The sequence below is a fragment of the Flavobacterium bizetiae genome (assembly GCF_024271895.1).
Classification (GTDB): domain Bacteria; phylum Bacteroidota; class Bacteroidia; order Flavobacteriales; family Flavobacteriaceae; genus Flavobacterium; species Flavobacterium bizetiae.
On record NZ_CP091861.1, the window covers coordinates 1,887,084 to 1,910,509 of the forward strand.

Below are 23,426 nucleotides of genomic sequence, written 5' to 3' on the forward strand. Positions count from 1 at the left end.
TTTAAATTCTAAACTCCAATTTTATTAAATTATCAACATAACGTTTTTAATTTGTGTTTGGATTTTAGAATTTAAAATTTGGAATTTAAATTTGATTTATTCTTCAGTTGCAGGAGCAGCAGCTTCAACAGCTGGCGCAGCTTCTACAGCAGGAGCAGCAGTAGCTTCTTCTGTTGTAGCTTCAGTTTCTTTGTCAGAACCTCTGTCAGAAAGACCGTCGATTACAGCAGCAGTAACTAAAGATAAAATTTTGTCAATTGATTTAGAAGCATCATCATTTGCAGGAATAACGTAATCAACCTCTCTTGGGTCAGAATTCGTATCAACCATTGCGAAAACTGGAATGTTTAATTTTTGTGCTTCTTTTATTGCGATATGTTCAGCTTTGATATCTACTACGAACAATGCAGCTGGTAGTCTAGACATGTCAGCAATTGAACCTAAGTTTTTCTCTAGTTTCGCACGTAGACGATCAACTTGCAAACGCTCTTTTTTAGATAACGTCATGAAAGTACCATCTTTCTTCATTTTATCAATAGAAGACATTTTTTTAACTGCCTTTCTGATAGTTACAAAGTTAGTTAGCATTCCACCAGGCCATCTTTCAGTGATGTAAGGCATGTTTGCAGCTTTTGCTTTTTCAGCAACGATGTCTTTTGCTTGTTTTTTGGTAGCTACGAATAAGATTTTTCTACCTGATGCAGCGATTTTTTTCAAAGCTTCGTTAGCTTCTTCAATTTTAGCTGCAGTTTTATATAGATTGATAATGTGAATACCATTACGCTCCATATAAATGTAAGGGGCCATGTTTGGGTCCCATTTTCTAGTCATGTGTCCAAAGTGAACACCTGCTTCTAGTAAGTCTTTTACTTCTATTTTGTTTGCCATTTTTGTACTAGTTTACGTTCTGTTGATTAGCAATGTATAAATGGCGGTTTCCCAGGCTTTATACATTTAGATGCTAAACTATTTCCTACCTCGATAGGAGAGCAACAACAACTGTGTTTTTTAATTTCAATAAATAATTGATCATGTCTTGTTCTAATTGAACAAGACAGGTAATATTAACGTTTAGAGAATTGGAATCTCTTACGAGCTTTCTTCTGACCGAATTTCTTACGTTCAACCATTCTTGGATCTCTTGTTAATAAACCTTCTGGTTTAAGGATACCTCTGTTTTCAGCATTTACTTCACACATAACACGTGCTAATGCCATTCTTACAGCTTCTGCCTGACCAGTTGAACCACCTCCGTAAACGTTTACTTTTACATCAAAGTTGTTTACATTTTCTGTCATAGACAATGGTTGTAAAACTTTGTATTGTAAAGTTGCAGTTGGAAAGTAAGTTGCGAATTCTTTTTTGTTTACAGTGATTTTTCCTGTTCCTTCAGAAACATATACACGTGCAACAGCGGTTTTTCTTCTACCGATTTTGTGAATAACTCCCATTACTTAAGATCGTTTAGGTTAACAGTTCTAGGTTTTTGAGCTCCTTGTTTGTGCTCAGATCCTACAACAACATTTAGATTTCTAAAAAGTTCAGCACCTAATTTGTTTTTAGGTAACATTCCTTTTACAGCTTTTTCTACTAATAATGCAGGGTTTTTAGATTGCAATACTTTAGCAGTTAAAGTTCTTTGTCCTCCTGGGTAACCTGTATGACGCATGTAAATTTTGTCATTCATTTTTGTACCTGTAAGGTTAATTTTTTCTGAGTTGATAACAATTACGTTATCTCCACAGTCAACGTGTGGTGTGTAACTTGGCTTGTACTTACCTCTTAAGATCATTGCAACCTTTGAAGCAAGACGACCTAAGTTATGACCCTCTGCATCAACAACAATCCACTCTTTAGTTACAGTGGCTTTGCTAGCTGAAATTGTCTTGTAGCTTAATGCGTCCATAATATTATTTTAATTAAACATTCCATCCCCAATAAAGGGGATGCAAAAGTACAATTAATTATTTTAAAACCAAATACCTTAAAAGAATATTTTATATGCTGAAAATCAGCGTGTCAGTTTTGTATTTAAAACAATAAAAAAAAACCACCTTCACAATAACGCGAAGGTGGTTCAATATTTAGAATTGTTTTTGCTAAACAATGAATAAATTGGCAATATCAACAACTTGTTGTGTGTTAAGCGGCTCGTCGTAAGCTTCTGATCCTGCGGCAGCTCCAAATGCTGCGGCTGTGTTGAATCCTGCCTGAACAGTTACTCCTTCGCCAGCATAAACTGCTTGTGTTGCAGATGGCATTCCTGCGCCTCTTTCGTCATTTGTAATCCATCCTTTTAATCCGCGTAGTCTTCGTACTTCAGAGGCATGACGCGCTTCTACAGAATGAATTTGTAGTGCAGCAGTCAATAAGTCTGGCGTAGAAATTAAATTTCCTGCCTGACCTTTGTATGCTCTTACTCCTGTGTCTTCAAAAGCTTGTGCCAATGCTAAAAAGGTTTGATAGTTGCCAAACGGGTCAAATGCTCCGCCCACAGTAAAATCAAAAGTAGGTTTAGCAACGAAGTTTGCACCTCCTGGTCCTCCCAATCCTGCAATTAAAAACTTAACATGACTTGACTCATGTGCTGCTATTTGCTGAAAAACTTTTAAATCCCGCCCGCCATTTTCTGATGCAGGAATTACTCCTGAATCTAATGCCATAGCATAAAATTCGTTTTCCAGGTATTCTAAGGTCAATGCAAATTGCAAAGCTCCAATAGGTGTAGCCGGTGTTGGAGTAATATCTTTTGCTAATGCTTTATTAGCCATGGCAGATAATCCAAACGGAATTGATGCATATGCCAAAGTTTTTCCTATGTTTCCAAACTGATTAAAACTATCTCTTCTAGAGCCAGTGCTTCTCATTAAGCTGTCATCAGTAAATGTTTCTATAAATTTTAAAATATTCATAATTTCTAAGTTTTAGCTAGTTAAGATTAAGGTAAGTATTTGGCAGTAAATTTTGTGGTAATAAAGCCTCCGGCAATTGGTAAAATTTTAGAAGGATCTTTAGCAACATCCAAACCAGTAGAGGTGCTAATAATATCGTCACCAGCAAAATCCTTAGAATTAGGATTGATCAAACTTCTAATAGCGGATGCATGTCGGGCTTCTACCGAAACAATTTTTCCTGCTAATAGTAAATAGTCGGCGCTTTTAATTAGTTTTCCGGCTCCATTATAAGCAGCAACTCCTGTGTCTTCTAAAGCTTTTGCTGTAGCAAGAACTTCAGTACGGCTGTTGAAATTTAAAGAACCATAATTAAAAGCTAAAGTAGGAAGTAATTGCGCGCTTGGATTTGGTAGTGCCCCGGATAAAGCAGCTTTGAAAAAATCTCTGTGAATTACTTCGTGATGATACAAATCAGTTAGAACCTGACGTTCAATATCATTAAATGTAGTATTGAAACTTGTAGAGTTTACAACTTTAGTATAAAAGTCGGCTTCTAGTTGTTCAAGAGCATAAGCATAGGTTAATACTCCAAAATCTCCAGAGCCTAAATCAAAAACACCATTTTTTACACCTGGTAATGATGTGTCTTCCATATCGTTATCATGATCATTGTCGCTGCAGCCAGCTATTACAAGACCTGCGCCTGCTAGTGCTAAGCCACTGAGCTTTAAGAAGCTCCTTCTGTTATTCAATGAAGGATCAACTTCATGAATTTTAACTTCGTTTTTCATAATCTAGGTTTTTTAAAAAAGGTTAATAACATGTATTAAGTTATTAACGTAATTTTAAGAGAGGCGGTTTTGAAAAATGGCACTATTTTAAAATTATTTTAAAAAGACCTTACAAATTCAAATACTGGTAGGTGTTTTTTGTTTTATTTTAGGTAATTCTACTATATTTGTATTAATTACATAAAAATTATTTTTAAATGAAAGCTAAAGCAACTCTAAAACAAATTGCGAAAGAATTAGGTGTTTCTGTTTCTACAGTTTCTAAGGCGTTAAATGACAGTCCGGAGATTAGTGAGCAAACGAAGGTGAAGATTAAGGAGTATGCCAAACTCAAAAATTATAAGCCGAATGTTATTGGTTTAAATTTAAAGAACCGTAAAACGAAAACAATTGGTGTAATTATACCTAATATATTAAACTCCTTTTTTGCTAAGGTGTTTAGTGGTATCGAAAAAGTAGCCGATAAAAAAGGATATAACGTAATTACATGTATTTCGAACGAATCTTTAGAGAAAGAAATTCATACACTTGAAATGTTGAGTAACGGAACAATTGACGGATTCATTTTGTCTGTTTCTGAAGAGGCTCAAAAATTACAGGATTATACTCATTTCTCTGCAATTATAAACGACGGAACTCCAATCGTGATGTTTGATCGTATTGCTGATGAAGTAGAATGTGATAAAGTGGTAGTTGATGATTTCGATTCAGCTTTAAACTCAACGCAGCATTTGATTAATTTGGGATGTAAAAATATCGCCTTAATTTCTTCGGTTGATAATTTAAGTGTTGGAAAATTAAGAGCAGATGGATATTTAAAAGCTTTGGCTGATAATAATATTCCGGTAAATGAGAAGATTATTCTACGTACCGATTCTGAGGATGATATGAAAGCTAAAATTGATGCTATTTTCGATAACAAAATCGACGCTATTTTTGCTTTGGATGAAAATGATTCAGTTGCTGCATTACGTGTAAGTTTGAAAAAAGGATATAAAGTTCCTGAAGATATTTCGATCATTGGTTTTGCCGATGGAATTTTAGCTTCAAGACGTTTATCACCAAGTTTAACAACCGTAAGTCAACACGGAATCGAAATTGGAGAAGTTGCAGCTAAGCAATTAATAAAACGTTTAGAAGAGTCTGAAGAAGAAACTTCGGATTATGAAACTATCGTTATTAAGACGAAGTTGAAAGAAAGAGAATCGACAAGAAAAAAATAATATTAAATAAAAAAACCATCAGTTTCTGCTGATGGTTTTTTTTATGATTTATTAATTGGTTCCATCAAATTCATAAGAACTTCCGTAGCCATTTTTACATTCTACAAAGATTTTTTTAGGCAGCCCATTTTTGAAACTTACTTTTGAAAAAATCTTTTTATCACACTCAGAATCGGTATTATTAAAAACTAAAATACCATTTTTAATTTCTTTTGGTAAATCACTCTCTGTTGAAATATAATAATTTCCTAAATATTGATTTTTACTATTGAATATTAAAATTCTGCTAGTAGACCTGTATGATAAACCCCAAGTCCAGACATACTTCATAATCTTATAAGTTTTTCCTTTGTCTGTTTTTAAGCTTCCTAGATAGGTTAAAGAGGTTTCTGTTCCCCCTTTCTCATTCCATTTTCCAAAAACAAATTCTTTTCCGACAACATTTTTATGAAGAACTTTTAATCTAATATTTTCATCATTTATTTGAGCATTACCAAATTCGGGAATTCCCAATATCATTAAAATAAAAAATATCTTAATTAAGATTTTTCTTTTCCTCATTAAAAGCCACAATTTAGTTTGTTTATAAATCTAAAATAAATTAATGCGCTTCTAACCAGTCTTTACCTAAACCAAGTTCAACATCTAAAGGAACACTCATCATAAATGCATTTTCCATTTCGTGTTTAATCATTGGTTGAATTTTTTCTAGTTCATCATTGTGAACATCGAACACAAGCTCATCATGTACCTGAAGTAACATTTTAGATTTCCAGTTTTCTTCTTTTAATTTTTTATGAATGTTGATCATCGCGATTTTAATAACATCGGCAGCGCTTCCCTGAATTGGTGCGTTTACGGCATTTCTTTCGGCAGCGCTACGAACTACAGCATTGGCAGAATTAATGTCTTTTAAATATCTGCGACGACCTAGGATGGTTTGTACATATCCTTTTTCGCGTGCAAACTCTATTTGTTCATTAATATAAGAACGCAATCTTGGATATGTTTTGTAATACGCTTCGATCAAAGCGGCACTTTCGCTACGGGATAATGAAGTTTGATTGCTTAACCCAAAAGCAGAAACACCATATATAATACCAAAGTTTACCGTTTTGGCATTGCTTCTTTGTTCGCGTGAAACTTCGTCTAACGGCACATCAAATACTTTTGAAGCCGTAGCTTTGTGAATGTCTTCTCCGTTCTGGAAAGCGGCAATCATATTTTCTTCTCCACTTAAGGCAGCAATAATTCTTAATTCTATTTGCGAGTAATCGGCAGAGATTAAAGTATGGTTTTCATCGCGAGCGACAAAAGCTTTACGAATCTGGCGGCCTCTTTCAGTACGAATCGGGATATTTTGTAAGTTCGGGTTATTAGAACTCAAACGACCCGTTGCAGCAACAGTTTGCATATAATCAGTATGAACGCGTAAAGTCTTTTTGTCTACTTGTTCCGGTAAAGCCAAAATATAAGTACTTTGAAGTTTTACCATCTGACGCCAATCCAGAATTTGTTTTACAATTGGATTGTCATTTGCCAAATACGTTAAAACTTCTTCGCCAGTCGCATATTGACCAGTTTTGGTTTTCTTTTGTTTAGCTCCACCAATTTTCATTTTATCAAATAAAATATCTCCTAATTGTTTTGGAGAAGCAAGATTAAATTTCTCACCGGCAGTCTCGTATATTTTTTCTTCAAGAGATTTAATCTCAATGTCCATTTCTTTAGACATTACACTTAAAAACTCAACATCCAAACGAATTCCTTCTGTTTCCATGTCGGCTAAAACGCTTACTAACGGAATTTCGATTTCGTCAAATAACTTTTTAGTTTCGGTTTTGTCTAATTCAGTAGTAAAAAGTTCTTTTAATTGTAATGTAATATCGGCATCTTCAGCGGCATATTCCTTGATGTCTTCAAGAGCGACGTCACGCATGGTGATTTGGTTTTTACCTTTTTTGCCAATTAAAGTTTCAATTGATTTTGGAGAATATTTTAGATACGTTTCGGCTAAAATATCCATATTATGACGCATATCCGGATTAATCAAATAATGCGCAATCATGGTATCAAAAAGTTTTCCTTTTACAACAACGCCATAATTAGAAAGGATTTTTAGATCGTACTTTAAATTCTGACCAATTTTTTCGATGTTTTCATTCTCAAAAAACGGTTTAAATTTATCTACTAAAGTCTGAGCTTCTTCCTGACTTTCCGGAAACGGAACGTAAAATGCTTTTCCTTTTTCGTAAGCAAAAGACATTCCTACCAATTCAGCATGTAAAGCATCTAAACCAGTAGTTTCGGTATCAAAACAAACGGCAGTCTGTTTTTGTAAATTTTGAATTAGTAATTTAATTCCTAAATCGCCTTCAACAGCCTGATAGGAGTGAGGTGTATTTTCTAAATTATTGTAAAATGAAGTTCTTTCCTCAGTGTTTTCATCGGTAGTTGCACCGCCTCCAAAAAGATCAAATTGATCCTCGTTTTTAGGTTGTGGTTTTTTATATAATTTAGGGTCTGCTGGCTGTGCTGTATTTGCAAGTTCATTTCCGCCGCCTACTTTAAATAAATTATCAAATTGTTCCGCCATTCTTCTAAATTCCAATTCCTGAAAAATAGCGTCAGTTTTTTCGATATCAGGACGGGTTAACTCGTAATCATCTTCATTAAAAGTTACCGGGCAATCTAATAATATTGTGGCTAATGTTTTAGAAAGTAATCCTTTCTCTTTATTAGCTTCAATATTCTCTTTCATTTTTCCTTTCAGCTTATCTGTATTCGCTAAAAGATTTTCCATTGTTCCAAATTCTTTCAAAAGTTTCTTGGCTGTTACTTCTCCAACTCCCGGAAGTCCAGGAATATTATCGGCAGCATCACCCATCATACCCAGAAAGTCAATTACCTGTTCCGGTCTTTCGATTTCAAATTTGGCCAGAACCTCAGGAACACCCCAAATTTCAATACCATTACCCATACGGGCTGGTTTGTACATGAAGATATTCTCTGATACTAATTGAGCAAAATCCTTATCAGGAGTTACCATAAAAACTTTATAGTTCTCTTTTTCAGCTTGTTTGGCAATTGTTCCAATCAAATCATCGGCTTCAAAACCTTCAACCTGAATAATCGGAATGTGCATGGCTTTTAATAGCTCACATATATAAGGTACGGCAATTTTAATCGCTTCGGGCGTAACGTCGCGATTTGCTTTATATTCAGGGAATATTTCGTTACGTAATTGGCTTCCGCCTTTGTCAAAAGCTACAGCCAAATGGTCTGGTTTTTCACGTTTAATAACATCTAAAAGCGAATTCATGAATCCCATGATCGCTGATGTATCCATTCCTTTTGAATTAATTCGGGGGTTTTTTATAAAGGCATAATAACCACGAAAAATTAGTGCATAAGCATCGAGAAGAAAAAGACGTTTTTGAGTTGACATAAAAAAAAATATTAGTCTGTAAAAATAAACAATTGGGTTTTAAAAATGATTCGGTTCTGAAAATTTAATTTGTTTTCAACTATATAGGTAATATAAGTTCATTCTAGTAGCGCACATTCTGTAAAGAAGCACAGGATTGTAGAGACGCACAGCAGTGCGTCTAACATTTCATTGATAAAATTAAATGAACTTATATTACTTATATGGTGAAAAAAGCACCAATAGTTAATGTCAAGTTAAAATAATTATGATAAGAGATTTCTTCATTTTGTCTTCATATTACAGGGGTACATTTGATCTATAAAATAAAAGGAATTAATTTTTTAAATAATAGAAATCATGAGAAATTTATTGATGTTATTAGTGGCAGTTTTAGGCACAAGTGTAATGGTTAGTGCGTTTCCTGCAAAAGATGTTAAAGCAGCTCCTGCAAAAGAAGTTAAAGCAACAAAACATCCAAAAACAAAATCTGATAAAAAAGTAAAATCAGAAAAAAGCGAAGCTACTAAAGTAGAGACTGCTAAAGTAAAAAAATAAGAAAAGGTTATTATAAAACAAAAGGTTAATTAATTTAAAAATTTAGAAATCATGAAAAAATTATTGATGTTATTAGTAGCAGTTTTAGGAACAACTGCAATGGTAAGTGCTCAAACAACTCCAGCTCCGGCAGCGCCTGCAAAAGAAGTTAAAGCAACAAAACACCACAAAAATAAAGCTGATAAAAAAGCAAAAACAGAAGCTCCAAAAGCAGAGGCAGCTAAAGTAAAATAATAGAAATTGTTTTCGTTTTGCTTTCGAAGAATTGTAAAGGAGGCAAAACAGAAGTAATGATTATGAGAATGCAGATGGCGAAAGCTGATAAAGAAATTTATCAGCTTTTTTTGATTCGTTAATTTTTTTAATATTGCGCAATATTTTTTTTAGAATTGCTTAAATTTAGTTGCGCTTAAACGCTGTATTATGAATATTCTAATTGTTGAAGATAATAAAGAACTTGCCGTAGAGGTTTATGATTTTTTATGCAACGTAGGTTACGTTTGCAAGATTGCTCATAATTGCAGCGATGCTCTTGAAGAAGTAAATAGTAACGATTATGATGCGATGCTTCTTGATCTTGGCTTGCCTGACGGAGATGGATTTGAGGTTTTGCAAACAGTTCGAAAAACAAAATCAAAAATAGCTGTTATTGTGCTTACGGCCAGAGGAGAGTTAGACGACAGAATAAATGGGCTGCATTTAGGAGCCGATGATTATTTGACCAAACCTTTTGCGCTAACGGAACTTAGTGCAAGATTATTTGCTGTAATTCGAAGAATTCATGGTTTTACCGTGAACAGCTTGAGCATTCATGGTTTTTTATTACAGCTTCAGGATTATAAAGTGAGTTACGATAATATTCCGATCAGTCTTACCAAAAAAGAGTTTGATATTTTTCAGTATTTAGTGCTTAATAAAAATCGCGTAATTACCAGATTACAATTAACCGAACATATTTGGGGCGATATTCTCGAAGTAAATTCAGATTCTAATTTTATTGATGTTCATGTTCGAAATCTTCGAAAAAAACTAGACAAACACACCACTATAGATTGGTTTGAAACCGTTAGAAATGTTGGTTATCGTATTAATGAGTAAATAAAACATTGTGAAGATAAAGCATCAATTGGCTATTTTTAATGCGCTAACCAGATTGTTAGTGATTTTGGTTTTATGGCTAATGTTGCCTATTCTGGTAGAAAATGTTGTTTACCGACATATTAATAACGGATTGCTGGAGAAGAAACAAAAGTTCATACAGCATTTGGATCGAAATGAAATTGATGATTTTATAGAAAATGAAGACGATTCGACTGAAACCTACTCGCAATTTTCTACACTACACAGTGAGTTTTTAGTACTTTCTAAATCTTCTGTAAAAAAAGCAAATCAAAAGAAAGCTGTTTTTACCAATGAATATCGCATTATAGAAGGAGAAGAAAATGAGTATCGCATTCTTCAGTATCATTTTACATACGATAATCAGGGATATCAACTCGAAATAGGAAGTAGTCTTGGTGAGGTAAAAGATCTTACTTTTATCATCAGGTTCTTTATTATAATTGTCTTTGTGGTTATTTTGCTGATTACTTTTTTGGCCGATACTTTTTATATTGAATATTTACTGAAGCCTTTCTACAAAATTATTGATACTAAAATAAGACGTGTCAACGAACCTGAAGCTTTTGATCATACACCCATAAAAGCAAGATCGAGAGATTTTAGGGAACTTGATTTTGTTTTAAATCAGATGATGGATCGTATTGCGGAACTTTTTAAAAAAGAAAAACAATTTATATCAAATGTTTCGCATGAATTGTTGACGCCTATTGCGTTGCTTAAAAACAAGTTCGAGAATTTGCTTCAAAATGATTCTTTAGATGATAATGCTTTTGATAAAATTGCGGGTTCATTGCGAACTCTTGATATGCTAAAAAAAATCATCAATAATTTATTGCTGATTTCCAGAATCGAAAACAATCAGTACGAAGCGAATGAAGAAGTGAATTTTCATGAAATTATTACAGATCTTCAGGAAGATTTGCAAGATCGAATTGATGATAGGGAAATTCAGTTTATAAATAAAATGGAGCATGATTTTTCCTTTACAGGAAATAAAACCCTGATTCATATTTTAATTTATAATCTGGTAACGAACGCCATAAAGTACAATAAACCAAACGGGAGCATTATAGTTACAGATGGTTTTGTAGAGGAACGTTATTTTATTTCGATAGCAGATTCCGGAATTGGAATGAATGCTTCTCAAATCGAAAAAATATTCAGCAGGTTTGCCAGAATTAGTTCAGATCAGGAAGGGCAGGGGTTAGGGCTTGCTATTGCTGATAGTATTGCCTCTTTTCATCATATCGAGATAAAGGTTTCTTCGACTCCTGATGAAGGTACAACCTTTGTATTGCTGTTTCCTGAGATTATAAAACACAATTAAACGTTAATTTTTTCAAAGTAGTGCAATCTTCATTTTGTCTTCATTTAGCGTATATATCTTTGAGGTATAATAAATGAAAATAATAATAATCATAAACACTTCAATCATGAAAAAATTAGTAATGTTAGCAGTAGCTGTTTTAGGAACAACTGCAATGGTAAGCGCTCAAACAACTCCAGCACAAACAACTCCGGCAAAAGAAGCAAAAGCTCCTAAAAAAGAGAAAAAAGCAGACAAAAAAGCGAAAAAAGCTGAAGTTAAAGCAGAAGCAGCTAAACCAGAAGCTAAAAAATAAAACAATACAGGTTTGATGTAAACCGTGTTGTGGATTATAAAGGTTTTAAAAAATTTGGTAGAGAAAAAGCTGGTAGAGAAATCTATCAGCTTTTTGTTCTTATTGAGTTAAATTTTTGATAATAAAAACCATTTGAAATTTCATTCTTTGTTACTTTGCTTAAAACTATAAATAATGATCATTCGTTTTATAATTCTATGTGCTCTTTTTTTATTTATTGAGTTCTATTCTTATCAAGCCTTTCGTACCTTAGTGAAATTGAGATGGGTTTTGGTGAGTTATCAAATTATAAGTTTACTGCTTTTAATTTTTATCATTTACTCTTTTACGCAATTTGATCGTTCTGTTGGGCAAACCAAGCAAACCATGTTTACAATGGGGTTGATGTTATTGGTTTATGTGCCAAAAATAGTTTTGACACTTGTGATGTTTGGAGAAGATATTTTTAGAATAGGAGCAAGTATCCTGAATTATTTCATGTATAACACACCGCGTTCTGAGATGATGCCAAACAGACGAAAGTTTGTGAGTCAGATAGCATTAGGTTTGGCTGCTGTTCCTTTTTTATCGCTGATTTACGGAATTTTTGAAGGTAAATATAATTTTAAAGTTTTCAGGCAGACGATTTATTTTCCTGATTTACCGGACGCTTTTGATGGGTTTAAAATTACTCAGATTTCAGACGTTCATAGCGGAAGTTTTGATAATCCGGACAAAATAAATTATGCCATTGATTTGATTAATGAGCAAGAGGCAGATATGATTTTATTTACCGGAGATATTGTAAATACTCATGCTAAAGAAATGCATCCGTGGTTGGAGACTTTTAATAGAATAAAAGATTATAAATACGGGAAGTTTTCAGTTTTAGGAAATCATGATTACGGCGAATATGTAACGTGGCCTTCTGAAAAAGAAAAAGACGAAAACTTCAAAGAAATTAAAAATCTTTACGGACAAATAGGTTTTGAGCTTTTATTAAACGAACATACTTATATTCAAAAAGGCGATGATAAAATTGCGCTGATTGGAGTAGAGAATTGGGGTCACAATTTTAAAAAGGCCGGAGATTTAAATAAAGCCTCTCAAAACGTGCATCAGGACGATTTTAAAGTCTTAATGAGTCATGATCCGAGTCATTGGGAGTATGAGATTAAAAATCATCCTAAAAACTTTCATTTGACTTTAGCGGGTCATACTCATGGAATGCAGTTTGGAATTGAAATTCCGGGATATTTTAAATGGAGTCTGGCGCAGTACATTTATAAACAATGGGCCGGATTATACGAAAATGTTGGCCGATACGTTTATGTAAATCGCGGATTTGGTTTTCACGCTTATCCGGGGCGAGTTGGTATCATGCCTGAAATAACAGTGATTGAACTAAAAAAAGGGAACAATGTGGCTTAATTCGTTAAAAATGCTACATTTGTATATAATTATCTCTTTTTAACAGAATAAAAAAGAATTAAATTTTTGGTTTTATGTCAAAATTTGGAGAACTTATAAATGCTCAGGTTCCGGTGTTAATTGATTTTTACACAGATTGGAACGAATCATCTGTATCGATGCATCCTGTTATTAAGGATGTTGCGGCTGCGCTAGGCGATAAAGCCAAAGTGATTAAGATTGATGTAGATAAAAATCAGGAGCTTGCAGAAGCTTTACGTATAAAAGGATTGCCTACTTTAATGATTTATAAAGAGGGGCAAATGATCTGGAGACAATCCGGAGAACTTGATGCCAATACCATCATCGGAATTGTCCAGGAACAATTCAATCAATAAAATACTACTTTTTGTTTGAGGTTATTTAGTGAATAATGTCAAATGTATAGCCATTTTCCTTTAAAAAGTGTAAAGTTTTAGGCAAGGCAAACTTTAAATTAGGTGACGCTTTTATGCTGTCATGAAACACAATTACGCTTCCTGATTTTACATTTTTAGTAACATTTTCAAGGCACTTTTCAGGAGTAATCGTCTGATCAAAATCAGCGCTTAAAACATCCCACATAATAATCTTGTACCCCAATTTTCTTAGGATTTTAGATTGTGCTTTTTTAATTTTCCCGTAAGGCGGGCGAAATATAAGGTTGCATGTTTTTTCTTCTTCTAAAACGGCAGCACAATTCTTAACGTTTTCAATATAGTCGTCATTGTTGCTTTTCCATCCATTAACGTGGTTCATGGTATGGTTTCCTATTGCGTGTCCGTCTGTAAGAAGTTTTTCGAATAAAGCTAAATTGGCTTTTATGTTTTTTCCAATACAAAAGAAAGTAGCCTTTGCATCAAACTTTTTCAATTCAGATAAAACCCAGTCTGTAATCTCGGGAGTTGGGCCATCATCAAAGGTTAGGTATATTTTCTTTTCGTTGTTTGGAATGTCCCAACAATATTTAGAAAATACCCTTTTGATGAATGAATTTGTTTTTACCCAATAAAAGCTCATTTTAATTTGTTTTACAGATATGTAAAAATAAAAAATGCAGCGCTATTTATCAAGTTGCGCTGCATTTTTTTAATTGCTATGTTTTTCGTATATTATTATTCTTTTTCTCTTCCAAAACGTTCAAAGACATTTACATAAGTATTAAATGTTACTTTGTGTTTTTCGTAGAAAGCAAGATCTTTATTTTCTTTCATAACTTGTAGCAAGCTTCTGTAACGCTCAATATCAGTAATGATATCAATCGCTAAATCGCTTTGGTCGCCAGGTGTTAAAGTCGCATAATAATTTAACTCCTCTTTGTATTTATTCACAAGTTTGTTTAGTAAATCATGTGCTTTGGCAGTTTCTCCAACTTTATAATATCCTCCTGCAAATGGTTCTACTAAAGAGTAGTATCCAAATTTATCCAAAGGCATTTTTGTTATTGCTAAGTTGATAATGTTTTTGGCTTTATCAATTTTACCTTCTGCAATAAGTTGGTTCATTAAACGTGATAAGTTTGTACGGTATGTGATGCTGTTTCTTCTGGTTTCAGGATCATGATAAATATTACCATTACTATTTCCCCAGTCCCATTTCATTACAATATCATACATTTTATCAGCATCAATTTGTCCCATATCCATTGGTCCGCCATCTTTAGAAGGCTTGTTTCTAATAGGAACTAACTTGTAAACCATTCCGTCTAGCTGTAAATAATCTTTCAGCCATAAATAATCTTCATCGTCAAAAGCACCTCCACTAAAATAAATTGGTCTTTTCCAGTTATTGTTAGCTAAGATATCCAGCATCATTAAGCGGTTTTTGTACAGCGCACTTCCTTTAATGTCAATATCCATATAAGGAACAATAGAGTCATTGTATTTTGGATTAACCACTTTATTTTTAATAATGGTTGCTTTATCAACGTTAAGTCTGATTTTATTTGTTGGATAAAAATGAATTGTTTGTCCGTTTTGCAAACCTACAGTCGATTTTGGATTTTTGATAAAATCAATAAAATCAGTGATGTTCCAACGTGTTTCAATTTTAGGAATATGAGCAACATAATCTAAATTATCCCCTACATACTGATCATGTGTGAAAGATATTGGTAAAGGATCAGACTCGTAAGCTTTTGCTTTCATTTGATCGATATACCAATCTGTCATAAATAAACTTGTATTTACGATTTTCACATCAGTTCTAATGCCTTCAATTTCCTGAGCATACCATAGCGGGAACGTATCATTGTCTCCAATGGTAAACAAAATGGCGTTTTTGTCGCAAGAATTTAAGTATGCTTTTGCCATTGCAACGGCAGTATATTTTCCTGATCTGTCGTGATCATCCCAGTTTTGAGATGCCATTAAAACAGGAGCTGCCAGTAAACTTACAGCGATGACAACCGGACCTGCAATTTTAGGAGCAATGTATTTTTGAATGGTTTCGTAGAGCGAATAAACTCCAAAACCTATCCAGATCGCAAATACATAAAAAGATCCTACAAGTGCATAATCTCTTTCTCGAGGCTCGAATGGTCTTTCGTTCAGGTATATTTTTAATGCGATTCCGGTAAATAAAAATAACGCCAGAAGTACATAAAAGCTCTTAAGATCTTTGTTGGCGTGATACATTAATCCGATAAGACCTAAAATAAATGGTAAGAAGAAATAAACGTTTCTTCCTTTGTTATTTAAAACGTCTGACGGTAAATTGTCCTGAGAACCAAGGTGTAGAGAATCAAGTGCTTTGATTCCGCTGATCCAGTTTCCGTCAAGATTATCGTATTTTCCCTGAACATCACTTTGGCGTCCAACGAAATTCCACATTAAATATCTCCAGTACATGTATCCAAATTGGTATTCGAACATGAAACTGAAATTATCTACAGTAGTTGGTTTTTCGATAATTAAATAATCGCCATAGCTTTTTAAGAATTTAACGTAACCTTCGTTATCAATTTGTTTTTGAGCATACGCATTTCTGAATTCAGAAATTGTTTTTTCAACCTCATTACGCAATTGTGCTGTGGCTTTGTTGTATTCTTCTTCGGTTAATTGGCTTGCGTCAATTCCGTATTTCCCTAAATCCTGTTCGTAATCGTAGTTAGGATTTATTTTGAATTTTGGAGGGTTTGTAAAACTGATATAGTTTTGAATATGTCCTGTTTCAGTACTCCACATTCTTGGCAAAATTGCTTTTTGATTGTCGTCTGAATTTTGACTGGCGTTTTTATAATTATTGGTAATAATATATTTGCCTGTTTTATAATCTCTCTCGTAGTTAGGTTTTTTGTCTGAGTATGGGTTTTTTGCATCAAGACCGGCAAAAACTTCTGTGTACTGAGGTCCGTAAAATAAAGGATTTACACCATATTGTTCACGGTTGTAGTAGGCTAAAACTTCGGCAGCATCAGATGGTTTGTTTTCGTTAATTACAGGATTTGCATTCGCACGAACCGGTAGCATCATCCAGGTTGAGAAACCAATAAAGATAAATAAGATGCAAAGAATTATAGTGTTATAGAAAACTAAGCCTTTTTGTTTTGTGAATTTTAATCCAAAATAAAAGAAAGCAATTAAAACCAATGCTACAAATATAGTTCCTGAGTTAAATGGCAATCCAATGCTGTTTACCATGAAAACCTCAGTATCAGCAAATGCTTCCATAGTTAATGGTAAAAGCAATTTGAAGATGAATAATAAGATACCAATTACTACAACATTGGCAATAAGAAAGTTTTTGATAGTAACTTTTTCATAATGTTTAAAGTAGTAAAGAAAACCTATTGAAGGAATGGTCAATAAAGCCATAAAGTGAACTCCAAAAGAAAGTCCTACAACTAAAGAGATTACTAATAACCATTTGTTTCCTTTAGGTTTGTCCATGTCTTGCTCCCAACGAAGACCAAGCCAGAAAAGCAATGCAATCAATAGAGATGCCATGGCGTAAACTTCGGCTTCAACGGCATTAAACCAGAAACTGTCAGAGAAAGTATAAGCTAGAGCTCCAACAAAAGAACTTCCTAATATTACAATAGAATTGTTTTGATTGATTTCTGAAAAACGTTCTATAATCTTTTTCAAAATCATAGACGAAGACCAAAACATAAATAGAATAGTAAAGGCACTTGAGAAAACAGACATCATATTTACCATTACAGCGACATGTTGGGCATCTATGGCAAACATGGCAAAAAATGCGCCCATCATCTGGAATAAAGGAGCCCCGGGTGGGTGACCAACTTCTAGTTTAGCTGCTGTGGCAATATATTCGCCACAATCCCAGAAGCTCATAGTTGGTTCAACAGTTAATGTATAGGTAGTTAAAGCGATTGCAAATGCAAACCAACCAATAATTGTATTCCATTTATTGAAATTGAATTGTGCCATATTTAGGTGTTATAATTATGTGTATTTTCTATCTTACAAAGAAAATGTTTTTTTGTTGAAAGAGAAGAGCATTAACATAAAATTCTACAAAAGTATTTGTTTGAAGTAATGTATTGTTTGTGAAATACTTGTGAAATCGTTACGAGTTGGAGAGAAAGAAAAATGAAAAAAAATGATTTTTTTTAATGAAAAAGTTTGCGCAAACTAAAAAAAGCTCTAAATTTGCACTCGCTTAACAGCAACGCTGGTCTATGGTGTAATGGTAACACAACTGTTTTTGGTGCAGTCTTTCAAGGTTCGAGTCCTTGTAGACCAACATAAAAAGCCTCTCTGCCGAGAGGCTTTTTTATTCAAAAAAAAAGTTGTGCAAACTAAAAAAAGCTTTAAATTTGCATTCGCGTAAGCATTATTATTGGTCTATGGTGTAATGGTAACACAACTGTTTTTGGTGCAGTCTTTCAAGGTTCGAGTCCTTGTAGACCAACATAAAAGCCTCTCAATCGAGAGGCTTTTTTTATGGAATAAACTCTTTTAGAAAATTCAATTTTTAAATCCCAAATTCCAAATTTCTGGAACGGGTAGGGAATGGGTAGGTTTTGTGAAATTTATTTTACGTCTATACTCCGTGGTTTTACACTTGGGAACTAGAATTATAACGGCTTCTAAGTTTGTGCAGTTTGGAATTTGGAATTAAAAAATTGGAATTTTTGCTTTCCGTTATTATTTCGAAAATAAAGAAGACGGAACAATGCCGAATTTCTTTTTAAATGAAAATGAAAAATGAGATAAGTCTTCAAAGCCAACGCCGATATAAACTTCTGATGGTGGTCTTCCCTGATTAATTAGGTAATAAGCTTCTTGCAATCTTTTATTTAAAAGCCATTTTCCCGGTGTCTCCCGAAATACTTTTTGAAAATCTCTTTTAAAAGTAGCCAAACTTCTTCCGGTGAGATAAGCAAAACGGGTAAGATGTACATTGAAATGGAAGTTTTTATTCATGAATGCTTCTAAGTCAATTTTGCCAGGCTCATTAAAATCAAATAAAATATCTTTCAGTTCCGGATTTACTTTAAGCAAAAGGTGAACGGCTTCTTTTATTTTTAAATGAAAAAGAGCTTCGTTGTTTTCTTGTTCTACTTCGAGATAAGAAATCAGCGATTCCATAAAAGATTTATATAGCGGATTTGGAGCTAATGAAATCATGGCTTCCGAATCTGTTCTTTTGTTGATTTTAAAGTTGTATTCGGTACTAATTTCGCGCAGGATTTCCTGATCTAAGAAAAGTGATATGGTTTTAAATTCACCTCCTTCGGGCGGAATCTTGACGAATTTTGCTAAATGATTTCTTCTGCTAAAACGAAAATCTCCTTCTTTTGAAGTATAAGTGTTCTTGCTGTCGGAAGCAATCATTTCTCCTGAAATCTGATAGCTAAATACATGTTCGGGTATGAAATTCTCGCCTTCGCGACTACGCGAATAGTAGCAGGAGTAGAGTATTTGGGGTTTTGTTGTTGATTTTGCTGTCATAGTGTAAAGTTACTAAAAGATCCGGAAATCTTTGTTAAAGAAGATTTTCCGGATCTTTGTTTTTTATCGAATTAATGCTTTTGGTTCGAGATAAGCTTCAAGTCCCATTGTTCCAAATTCTCTGCCTATTCCGGATTGTTTAAATCCTCCAAACGGAGCCATCGGATCATGTCCTATTCCGTTTATCTGTACACGTCCCGCATTTATTTGAGAGGCAATTTTATGAGCTCTTTTTTCATCTGATGAACTTACATAAGCTTGTAATCCGTAGGTGGTGTCGTTGGCGATTTCAACAGCTTCTTCTTCGGTTTTGTATGTTATAACAGATAAAACTGGTCCGAAAATTTCTTCTCTGGCAATTCGCATTTGATTGTTTACATTGACAAAAACAGTTGGTTTTACAAAATTTCCTTTTTCTAATCCTTGAGGTTTTCCTAATCCTCCAGTTAAAATTTCTGCGCCTTCGTTAATCCCGGTCTGGATATAGCTTTGAACGCGTTCGTATTGTTTTGCGCTTACCATAGGTCCGACTGCTGTGGTTTCGTTTTTTGGGTCGCCAACAATAGTGTTCGAAATAACTTCTTTGATTAGTTCTTTGACTTCTTCAAGTCGGTTTTCAGGAACTAATAATCGTGTTCCGGCAATGCAGGCCTGTCCGCTATTCATATAGGCGGCGATTATGGCGAGCGGAATTGCTTCTGAAAAATTAGCATCGTCAAGAATAATGTTAGGAGATTTTCCGCCCAGTTCAAGAGTAACTCTTTTCATGGTTTCAACCGCTTCTTTTGCAATAATTTTCCCCACATTCGTAGATCCTGTAAAAGATATTTTTGCAATATCCGGATTTCGGCTTATTTCAGCTCCAACTATTTCTCCTAATCCGTTTACGATATTAAAAACACCTTTTGGTAATCCTGCTTCGTGAAGACATTCTGCGATTAATTGTGTTTGTTGTGCGCTCATTTCGCTTGGTTTTATTACGGTCGTGCATCCTGCTACAATTGCAGTCGATAATTTACTGCATATAAAACCATTGCTTGAGTTCCATGGAATGATAATCCCAACAACGCCAAGTGGTGTCATCTGAACTTCAGATTCTCCCATTGTTTTGGTGAAGTTGTAAGTGTTTAATAGGTTAATTGCAGACTCAAAACCTTTTAGCATGTAGTCGTAACTAATGGTTACAAATTGGCGTGTTCCTCCGTACTCTTCAATCATTACATCGATAAATTCTTCTTTTCTTTTTTCGATAGAAGCCTGAATGTTTTTTAAATATTGAATTCTTTCGGCTGTTGTGGTTTTAGAAAAAGTTTTAAAAGCTGCTTTGGCGGCTGCGATAGCATTTTGTGTGTCTTTTTGATTTCCTAAAAGCACTTTTCCAAGTTTTTCATTTGTAGTTGGGCTTATTAAATCAAAATATTCTGTTCCTTGTGGAGTGATAAATTCTCCGTTAACGTAAATCTTGTCTATTGTTTTCATGTTGTATTATTTATGATTTTTATTTGACAAAGATCTTGATTAACTACGCTGTTGACTTTGTTGGAAAGCTCAAAGTAACTTTGTTAAAAAGCTCATGAAAAAATATTTTTCTTTACAGGTAAGTTGGTGATGATTATAAAGAAAAAGCCTCTCGATTGAGAGGCTTTAGGATATATTATACTAAAACTTTAAATTTTAAATGTTATAACTGGTTTTACGGCATGATTTACTAATCCTTCGCTGATGCTTCCGTTAAAGAAGTGGGCGAATCCGGTTCTTCCGTGTGTGCACATTCCTATAATATCTGCATTTATACTGTTAGAAAAGTTGATAATTCCTTTTTCTATATTGGTATCGTTGTAAATATGTGTTTGATAATTGCTAAGGTTAAATTCAGTTATAAAATCATTCATGGCTTTTTCTGCTACATGAGTTGGTTTAAAACTGTTAGGAGTGCAAATTGTAACAAGGTGTATTTTTGCTTCAAAAAGTTTGCTCAGGTTTACAAATTTTTCAAACGGTTTTTTCGTTTCGTCAGAAAAATCCGAAGCAAAAACAATATTTGAGGCATTGAAATTTGTAATGCCTTTTTTGATGACTAAAACCGGGATTTCTGAGTTGCGAACTACTTTTTCAGTGTTAGAACCAATTAGTAATTCTTCGATTCCTGATGAGCCATGAGATCCCATTACAATCAAATCTACTTCATAATCTTTGCTAACTTGTGTGATGCCATGAATAGGCTTGTCCATCTTTACAATTTCGGTTATCGAAATTCCGTCCAGATACGGTCTTGATGAGACTTCGTCAAGCATTTCATTTGCTTTTTTCATAAAAAGCATCGTTTCAGGAATGCTTGCTCCTCCTAAAACAGCATCGTTCATTTGGCTTGGTAATTCAAGCATGTGTAAGATGATAATCTCAGAATTGTTTTTTTTGGCAATTTGTGCAGCAACTTTTAAGGCGTTTTCGGCATGTTCAGAAAAGTCGGTAGGTACTAGAATTCGTTTCATAGTTTTTGGGTTAAATAATGTGAAATTCTATTGTTTTAATGCTATTATAAAGATAAGAAATATTTTTAGAGCAATCTATTTATTTTGATTTATAAAAAAAACACTATATTTGCACCGTTATTTATTAAAATCTAAATAATGAGGGGACTAAGTGTCCCCTCTTTTTATAAAATTATGACATTTAAAGAAAAAGTAAACGGATTAATAGCAGAGGCTCTTTTAGAAAAGCCCTCAATCTTTTTGATTGATCTGGCTATCTCAGACTCTTTCAAGATTAGTGTAGGTTTAGACGGGGATAATGGAGTGGCGTTGCAGGATTGTATTGACATAAGTCGTGCAATCGAGAATAATCTGGATCGTGAAGAGCAGGATTTTTCGCTTGAAGTAGCATCGGTTGGAGTAGGATCACCATTGAAAATGACAAGGCAATACAAGAAAAATATTGGTAGAACATTGATTGTTACTACAAATAATGAAAAAATTGAAGCAGAATTAGTAGAAGCTAACGATGTTTTTATAATTTTGTCTTGGAAGGCAAGAGAACCGAAAAAAGTAGGAAAAGGAAAAGAAACAGTTCAAAAAGAGCAACAAATACCTTATACAGAAATTAAAGAGGCAATTGTTACAGTAACATTTTAATTAAAGAATTCGCATGGAAAATTTAGCATTAATCGATTCATTCTCAGAGTTTAAAGATAATAAACTTATTGATCGTGTAACGCTTATGGCAATTTTAGAGGACGTGTTTAGAAATGCATTAAAGAAAAAATACGGTTCTGATGATAACTTCGATATTATCATAAATCCTGATAAAGGAGATATGGAGATATGGAGAAGAAGAGTAATTGTTGCTGACGAAGATCTTGATTTTGAGAACGAAGAAATTACCTTGACTGAAGCAAGAATGATCGAAGCGGATTTTGAAATTGGTGAAGAAGTTTCTGAAGAAGTTAAATTGATCGATTTAGGAAGAAGAGCTATTTTAGCTTTACGCCAAAATCTTATATCTAAAATTCACGAACACGATAATACAAATCTTTATAAACAATTTAAAGATATTATTGGTGATATTTATACTGCAGAAGTGCACCATGTTCGCCCAAGAGTTGTAATTTTGGTCGATGATGAAGGAAATGAAATTGTGCTTCCAAAAGAAAAACAAATTCCGTCTGACTTTTTCCGTAAAGGAGATAACGTTCGTGGAATCATTGAAAGCGTTGAATTGAAAGGAAATAAACCTCAAATTATTATGTCTAGAACTTCTGAGAAGTTTTTAGAGAAATTGTTTGAACAAGAAATCCCTGAAGTATTCGACGGTTTGATTACTGTTAAAAATGTAGTGCGTATTCCAGGAGAAAAAGCAAAAGTAGCGGTAGATTCTTATGATGATAGAATTGATCCTGTTGGAGCTTGTGTGGGTATGAAAGGATCTCGTATTCACGGAATTGTTCGTGAGTTAGGAAACGAAAATATCGACGTAATCAACTATACAAGTAATATTCAATTGTTTATTACAAGAGCATTAAGCCCTGCAAAAGTTTCTTCAATCAAAATTGATGAAGAAAATAAAAGAGCTGAAGTTTTCTTGAAATTAGAAGAAGTTTCTAAGGCAATTGGTAGAGGTGGTCATAATATAAAATTAGCGGGTCAGCTAACAGGCTACGAGCTAGATGTTATCAGAGAAGGTGATGTTGCTAGTGGCGAAGATGATGACGTTGAATTAACTGAGTTTTCAGATGAAATTGAAGGCTGGGTTATCGAAGAATTTGCAAAAATTGGTTTGGATACAGCTAGAAGTATCTTGAAGCAAGAAGTAGAAGATTTAGTAAGAAGAACAGATTTAGAAGAGGAAACAATTCTTGATGTTATGAAAATACTAAAAGAAGAGTTTGATAGCTAGTTATCTGCTCTAACAACACAACGAAAAAGGTAATAATAAAAAGGTTAT

22 protein-coding genes and 2 tRNA genes are annotated in these 23,426 nt (G+C 33.8%); 12 read left to right on the forward strand and 12 right to left on the reverse strand.

The genetic code is table 11. From position 1 onward, the window contains the following. Nucleotides 1–96: 96 nt before the first annotated feature. The 5 genes from rpsB to L0669_RS08365 all read right to left on the reverse strand — a co-directional run bounded on the left by rpsB (nucleotide 97) and on the right by L0669_RS08365 (nucleotide 3,685). Complete coding sequence (gene rpsB / locus L0669_RS08345) at nucleotides 97–888, reverse strand: 30S ribosomal protein S2 (protein ID WP_083693453.1); 792 nt, start codon at nucleotides 886–888, stop codon at nucleotides 97–99. Between the two features lie 176 nt (nucleotides 889–1,064). After that, nucleotides 1,065–1,451: a 30S ribosomal protein S9 gene (gene rpsI / locus L0669_RS08350; protein WP_099710716.1), complete on the reverse strand. Its 387-nt coding sequence runs from the start codon at nucleotides 1,449–1,451 to the stop codon at nucleotides 1,065–1,067. Beyond that, entirely contained in the window at nucleotides 1,451–1,906 is a 456-nt protein-coding gene (gene rplM / locus L0669_RS08355; RefSeq protein WP_007808911.1) for a 50S ribosomal protein L13, read from the reverse strand. Before rplM ends, rpsI begins: the two co-directional genes overlap by 1 nt. Before the next feature lie 193 nt (nucleotides 1,907–2,099). Beyond that, nucleotides 2,100–2,912 (reverse strand): ferritin-like domain-containing protein, encoded by an 813-nt coding sequence (locus L0669_RS08360; protein ID WP_263762726.1) that lies wholly within the window; start codon nucleotides 2,910–2,912, stop codon nucleotides 2,100–2,102. A 26-nt stretch (nucleotides 2,913–2,938) separates the two neighbouring features. Continuing rightward, the gene (locus L0669_RS08365) at nucleotides 2,939–3,685 is read right to left on the reverse strand and encodes a ferritin-like domain-containing protein (protein ID WP_173969194.1); all 747 of its coding nucleotides are present in this window, start codon (nucleotides 3,683–3,685) and stop codon (nucleotides 2,939–2,941) included. Between the two features lie 197 nt (nucleotides 3,686–3,882). Here L0669_RS08365 and L0669_RS08370 point away from each other — a divergent pair, with 197 nt between their 5' ends. Beyond that, nucleotides 3,883–4,908 (forward strand): LacI family DNA-binding transcriptional regulator, encoded by a 1,026-nt coding sequence (locus L0669_RS08370; protein ID WP_173969193.1) that lies wholly within the window; start codon nucleotides 3,883–3,885, stop codon nucleotides 4,906–4,908. 51 nt (nucleotides 4,909–4,959) lie between these two features. Here L0669_RS08370 and L0669_RS08375 read toward each other — a convergent pair whose 3' ends face one another. Together L0669_RS08375 and polA are read right to left on the reverse strand one after the other, a co-directional pair. Next, nucleotides 4,960–5,469, reverse strand: coding sequence for a hypothetical protein (locus L0669_RS08375; RefSeq protein WP_263762728.1), 510 nt, complete (start codon nucleotides 5,467–5,469; stop codon nucleotides 4,960–4,962). Nucleotides 5,470–5,509: 40 nt separating this feature from the next. Further along, nucleotides 5,510–8,356 (reverse strand): DNA polymerase I, encoded by a 2,847-nt coding sequence (polA, locus tag L0669_RS08380; protein ID WP_263762730.1) that lies wholly within the window; start codon nucleotides 8,354–8,356, stop codon nucleotides 5,510–5,512. A 339-nt stretch (nucleotides 8,357–8,695) separates the two neighbouring features. Here polA and L0669_RS08385 point away from each other — a divergent pair, with 339 nt between their 5' ends. The 7 genes from L0669_RS08385 to L0669_RS08415 all read left to right on the forward strand — a co-directional run bounded on the left by L0669_RS08385 (nucleotide 8,696) and on the right by L0669_RS08415 (nucleotide 13,424). Further along, nucleotides 8,696–8,893, forward strand: a complete 198-nt coding sequence (locus tag L0669_RS08385; RefSeq protein ID WP_263762732.1) for a hypothetical protein — start codon at nucleotides 8,696–8,698, stop codon at nucleotides 8,891–8,893. 51 nt (nucleotides 8,894–8,944) lie between these two features. Beyond that, the gene (locus L0669_RS08390; protein ID WP_263762734.1) at nucleotides 8,945–9,127 is read left to right on the forward strand and encodes a hypothetical protein; all 183 of its coding nucleotides are present in this window, start codon (nucleotides 8,945–8,947) and stop codon (nucleotides 9,125–9,127) included. 189 nt (nucleotides 9,128–9,316) lie between these two features. Further along, nucleotides 9,317–9,991 (forward strand): response regulator transcription factor, encoded by a 675-nt coding sequence (locus L0669_RS08395; RefSeq protein WP_263762736.1) that lies wholly within the window; start codon nucleotides 9,317–9,319, stop codon nucleotides 9,989–9,991. A gap of 10 nt (nucleotides 9,992–10,001) precedes the next feature. Further along, nucleotides 10,002–11,342, forward strand: coding sequence for a sensor histidine kinase (locus L0669_RS08400; protein ID WP_263762738.1), 1,341 nt, complete (start codon nucleotides 10,002–10,004; stop codon nucleotides 11,340–11,342). 106 nt (nucleotides 11,343–11,448) lie between these two features. Next, on the forward strand, nucleotides 11,449–11,637 hold the full coding sequence (locus L0669_RS08405) for a hypothetical protein (RefSeq protein ID WP_065448131.1): 189 nt from the start codon (nucleotides 11,449–11,451) through the stop codon (nucleotides 11,635–11,637). Nucleotides 11,638–11,811: 174 nt separating this feature from the next. Further along, nucleotides 11,812–13,047, forward strand: a complete 1,236-nt coding sequence (locus tag L0669_RS08410) for a metallophosphoesterase (protein ID WP_173969188.1) — start codon at nucleotides 11,812–11,814, stop codon at nucleotides 13,045–13,047. A 74-nt stretch (nucleotides 13,048–13,121) separates the two neighbouring features. Next, nucleotides 13,122–13,424 (forward strand): thioredoxin family protein, encoded by a 303-nt coding sequence (locus tag L0669_RS08415; RefSeq protein WP_026728605.1) that lies wholly within the window; start codon nucleotides 13,122–13,124, stop codon nucleotides 13,422–13,424. Between the two features lie 25 nt (nucleotides 13,425–13,449). On the opposite strand, the gene L0669_RS08420 is transcribed toward L0669_RS08415, so the two are convergent. Together L0669_RS08420 and L0669_RS08425 are read right to left on the reverse strand one after the other, a co-directional pair. Then, nucleotides 13,450–14,085 carry a polysaccharide deacetylase family protein gene (locus tag L0669_RS08420; protein WP_173969187.1) on the reverse strand — a complete coding sequence of 212 codons (636 nt, stop codon included), beginning with the start codon at nucleotides 14,083–14,085 and terminating at the stop codon, nucleotides 13,450–13,452. A 95-nt stretch (nucleotides 14,086–14,180) separates the two neighbouring features. Then, the gene (locus tag L0669_RS08425) at nucleotides 14,181–17,459 is read right to left on the reverse strand and encodes a glycosyltransferase family 117 protein (RefSeq protein WP_263762740.1); all 3,279 of its coding nucleotides are present in this window, start codon (nucleotides 17,457–17,459) and stop codon (nucleotides 14,181–14,183) included. Between the two features lie 245 nt (nucleotides 17,460–17,704). Between L0669_RS08425 and L0669_RS08430 the strand changes: the two genes are divergently transcribed. Then, nucleotides 17,705–17,775 (forward strand) — tRNA-Gln (locus tag L0669_RS08430). Between the two features lie 97 nt (nucleotides 17,776–17,872). Then, nucleotides 17,873–17,943, forward strand: a tRNA-Gln gene (locus L0669_RS08435). Between the two features lie 236 nt (nucleotides 17,944–18,179). Here the strand turns inward: L0669_RS08435 and L0669_RS08440 are convergent. The 3 genes from L0669_RS08440 to L0669_RS08450 all read right to left on the reverse strand — a co-directional run bounded on the left by L0669_RS08440 (nucleotide 18,180) and on the right by L0669_RS08450 (nucleotide 21,478). Further along, nucleotides 18,180–18,986 carry a helix-turn-helix domain-containing protein gene (locus L0669_RS08440; RefSeq protein WP_263762742.1) on the reverse strand — a complete coding sequence of 269 codons (807 nt, stop codon included), beginning with the start codon at nucleotides 18,984–18,986 and terminating at the stop codon, nucleotides 18,180–18,182. Between the two features lie 63 nt (nucleotides 18,987–19,049). Beyond that, nucleotides 19,050–20,465: an aldehyde dehydrogenase family protein gene (locus tag L0669_RS08445; RefSeq protein WP_263762744.1), complete on the reverse strand. Its 1,416-nt coding sequence runs from the start codon at nucleotides 20,463–20,465 to the stop codon at nucleotides 19,050–19,052. A gap of 188 nt (nucleotides 20,466–20,653) precedes the next feature. Beyond that, nucleotides 20,654–21,478 (reverse strand): universal stress protein, encoded by an 825-nt coding sequence (locus L0669_RS08450; protein WP_263762746.1) that lies wholly within the window; start codon nucleotides 21,476–21,478, stop codon nucleotides 20,654–20,656. Nucleotides 21,479–21,652: 174 nt separating this feature from the next. Between L0669_RS08450 and rimP the strand changes: the two genes are divergently transcribed. Together rimP and nusA are read left to right on the forward strand one after the other, a co-directional pair. Further along, on the forward strand, nucleotides 21,653–22,117 hold the full coding sequence (rimP, locus tag L0669_RS08455; protein ID WP_173969182.1) for a ribosome assembly cofactor RimP: 465 nt from the start codon (nucleotides 21,653–21,655) through the stop codon (nucleotides 22,115–22,117). 13 nt (nucleotides 22,118–22,130) lie between these two features. Next, nucleotides 22,131–23,378, forward strand: a complete 1,248-nt coding sequence (gene nusA / locus L0669_RS08460) for a transcription termination factor NusA (RefSeq protein ID WP_041516381.1) — start codon at nucleotides 22,131–22,133, stop codon at nucleotides 23,376–23,378. The last annotated feature ends 48 nt before the right edge of the window (nucleotides 23,379–23,426 follow it).

Bases quoted from the DNA above. Each gene is read 5' to 3' on its own strand.
- L0669_RS08385 (WP_263762732.1), top strand. From the start codon at position 8,696: ATGAGAAATTTATTGATGTTATTAGTGGCAGTTTTAGGCACAAGTGTA.
- L0669_RS08420 (WP_173969187.1), bottom strand. From the start codon at position 14,085: ATGAGCTTTTATTGGGTAAAAACAAATTCATTCATCAAAAGGGTATTT.
- polA (WP_263762730.1), bottom strand. From the start codon at position 8,356: ATGTCAACTCAAAAACGTCTTTTTCTTCTCGATGCTTATGCACTAATT.
- L0669_RS08450 (WP_263762746.1), bottom strand. From the start codon at position 21,478: ATGAAACGAATTCTAGTACCTACCGACTTTTCTGAACATGCCGAAAAC.
- L0669_RS08370 (WP_173969193.1), top strand. From the start codon at position 3,883: ATGAAAGCTAAAGCAACTCTAAAACAAATTGCGAAAGAATTAGGTGTT.
- L0669_RS08395 (WP_263762736.1), top strand. From the start codon at position 9,317: ATGAATATTCTAATTGTTGAAGATAATAAAGAACTTGCCGTAGAGGTT.
- rimP (WP_173969182.1), top strand. From the start codon at position 21,653: ATGACATTTAAAGAAAAAGTAAACGGATTAATAGCAGAGGCTCTTTTA.
- rplM (WP_007808911.1), bottom strand. From the start codon at position 1,906: ATGGACGCATTAAGCTACAAGACAATTTCAGCTAGCAAAGCCACTGTA.
- L0669_RS08390 (WP_263762734.1), top strand. From the start codon at position 8,945: ATGAAAAAATTATTGATGTTATTAGTAGCAGTTTTAGGAACAACTGCA.
- L0669_RS08360 (WP_263762726.1), bottom strand. From the start codon at position 2,912: ATGAATATTTTAAAATTTATAGAAACATTTACTGATGACAGCTTAATG.
- rpsB (WP_083693453.1), bottom strand. From the start codon at position 888: ATGGCAAACAAAATAGAAGTAAAAGACTTACTAGAAGCAGGTGTTCAC.
- L0669_RS08425 (WP_263762740.1), bottom strand. From the start codon at position 17,459: ATGGCACAATTCAATTTCAATAAATGGAATACAATTATTGGTTGGTTT.
- L0669_RS08445 (WP_263762744.1), bottom strand. From the start codon at position 20,465: ATGAAAACAATAGACAAGATTTACGTTAACGGAGAATTTATCACTCCA.
- L0669_RS08365 (WP_173969194.1), bottom strand. From the start codon at position 3,685: ATGAAAAACGAAGTTAAAATTCATGAAGTTGATCCTTCATTGAATAAC.
- L0669_RS08405 (WP_065448131.1), top strand. From the start codon at position 11,449: ATGAAAAAATTAGTAATGTTAGCAGTAGCTGTTTTAGGAACAACTGCA.
- L0669_RS08410 (WP_173969188.1), top strand. From the start codon at position 11,812: ATGATCATTCGTTTTATAATTCTATGTGCTCTTTTTTTATTTATTGAG.
- nusA (WP_041516381.1), top strand. From the start codon at position 22,131: ATGGAAAATTTAGCATTAATCGATTCATTCTCAGAGTTTAAAGATAAT.
- L0669_RS08375 (WP_263762728.1), bottom strand. From the start codon at position 5,469: ATGAGGAAAAGAAAAATCTTAATTAAGATATTTTTTATTTTAATGATA.
- L0669_RS08415 (WP_026728605.1), top strand. From the start codon at position 13,122: ATGTCAAAATTTGGAGAACTTATAAATGCTCAGGTTCCGGTGTTAATT.
- L0669_RS08440 (WP_263762742.1), bottom strand. From the start codon at position 18,986: ATGACAGCAAAATCAACAACAAAACCCCAAATACTCTACTCCTGCTAC.
- rpsI (WP_099710716.1), bottom strand. From the start codon at position 1,451: ATGGGAGTTATTCACAAAATCGGTAGAAGAAAAACCGCTGTTGCACGT.